The organism is Edaphosphingomonas laterariae, from assembly GCF_900188165.1.
Classification (GTDB): Bacteria; Pseudomonadota; Alphaproteobacteria; order Sphingomonadales; family Sphingomonadaceae; genus Sphingomonas_E; species Sphingomonas_E laterariae.
The window spans coordinates 1-1,350 of the sequence record NZ_FZOS01000081.1; the positions used below are offsets into that span (position 1 = coordinate 1).

Below are 1,350 nucleotides of genomic sequence, written 5' to 3' on the forward strand. Positions count from 1 at the left end.
AGTGGACGGCGGCGCGAGCTCACAAGGGCGTCAAGGTCCCATCCGGTTTCGCCACAACCGCTGAGGCTTATCGGGCATTTGTGCATGACAACCAGCTTGCCCCGCTGATCACCCAACATCTCGCCGCTTTCCATTCCGGGAAAAAGACGTTGCAGGAAACCGGACAAGCCATTCGTCGCCTGTTCCTGGAGGGCGCAATCCCTTCCTATGTCGCGGAAGATATATTGGCCGCCTATGCGGAACTCGGTCGCCGCACGGGCATTGATCATCCGGCCGTCGCCGTGCGCAGCAGTGCTACCGCCGAGGATCTCCCGGATGCGAGTTTCGCGGGACAACAGGAAACCTTCCTGAACGTGAAAGGGCAGCTCGCACTTCAGGACGCCTGCCGGCGTTGTTTCGCCTCGCTGTTCACGGACCGGGCAATCAGTTACCGCGATGCGATGGGCTTCGATCATCTCGACGTTGCCCTTTCGATCGGTATCCAGCAGATGGTGCGTTCGGATTTATCCGGTTCGGGGGTCATGTTCTCGATCGACACCGAAACCGGATTTCCCAACGCGATCGTCATCAGTGCCGCCTGGGGCCTCGGTGAAACCGTGGTGCAGGGCACCGTCAATCCGGACAGATATGTCGTTTTCAAGCCGCTTCTCGTACAGCCGGGAAACGAGCCGATCATCGACAAGGAGCTTGGCGGCAAGGCTTTCCGCATGATCTACGGCGAAGGCGGAAGCCACCGCACGCGTATCGTCGAGACGACCGCGCAGGAACGCCGGTCCTTCGTGCTCGACAATGCCGATATCCTGCAGCTTGCCCGCTGGGCCGTCGCGATCGAGGACCATTATCAACGCCCGATGGACATCGAGTGGGCGAAAGACGGCGAGACGGGCGAACTTTACATTGTTCAGGCTCGGCCCGAGACGGTCCAGGCGCAATCCAGCGTCACCGCCTTCCGGCATTACCGCCTCCAATCGAAAGGCGCCGCAATGACGACCGGCGCCGCCATCGGCACTGCCATCGCCGCCGGAAAAGCCTGCGTGATCCGCACCGCCGCCGACATCGAACAGTTCCGCGATGGATCGATCCTCGTCACCGAGACGACAGATCCCGACTGGGTTCCCGCCATGAAACGGGCTGCGGGCATCGTGACCAACCATGGCGGCACCACCAGCCATGCCGCCATCGTCAGCCGCGAACTTGGCGTCCCCGCGATCGTCGGCACGGGAAATGCCACCGAGGTCATCGCCGAAAACCAGGACATCACGATCAGTTGCGCCGAGGGGGACGTCGGCACGATCTACGACGGCATCCTCGATTTCTCGGTAACAGAGGTCGATATCGGCGCCCTGCCCG

General features: G+C 61.8%; 1 protein-coding gene. It reads left to right on the forward strand.

Annotation, left to right across the window (positions count from 1 at the left end; translation table 11 throughout):
- Nucleotides 1–1,350: PEP/pyruvate-binding domain-containing protein (locus CHB74_RS21445; protein WP_245843157.1), on the forward strand; the 1,350-nt coding region annotated here is incomplete at both ends.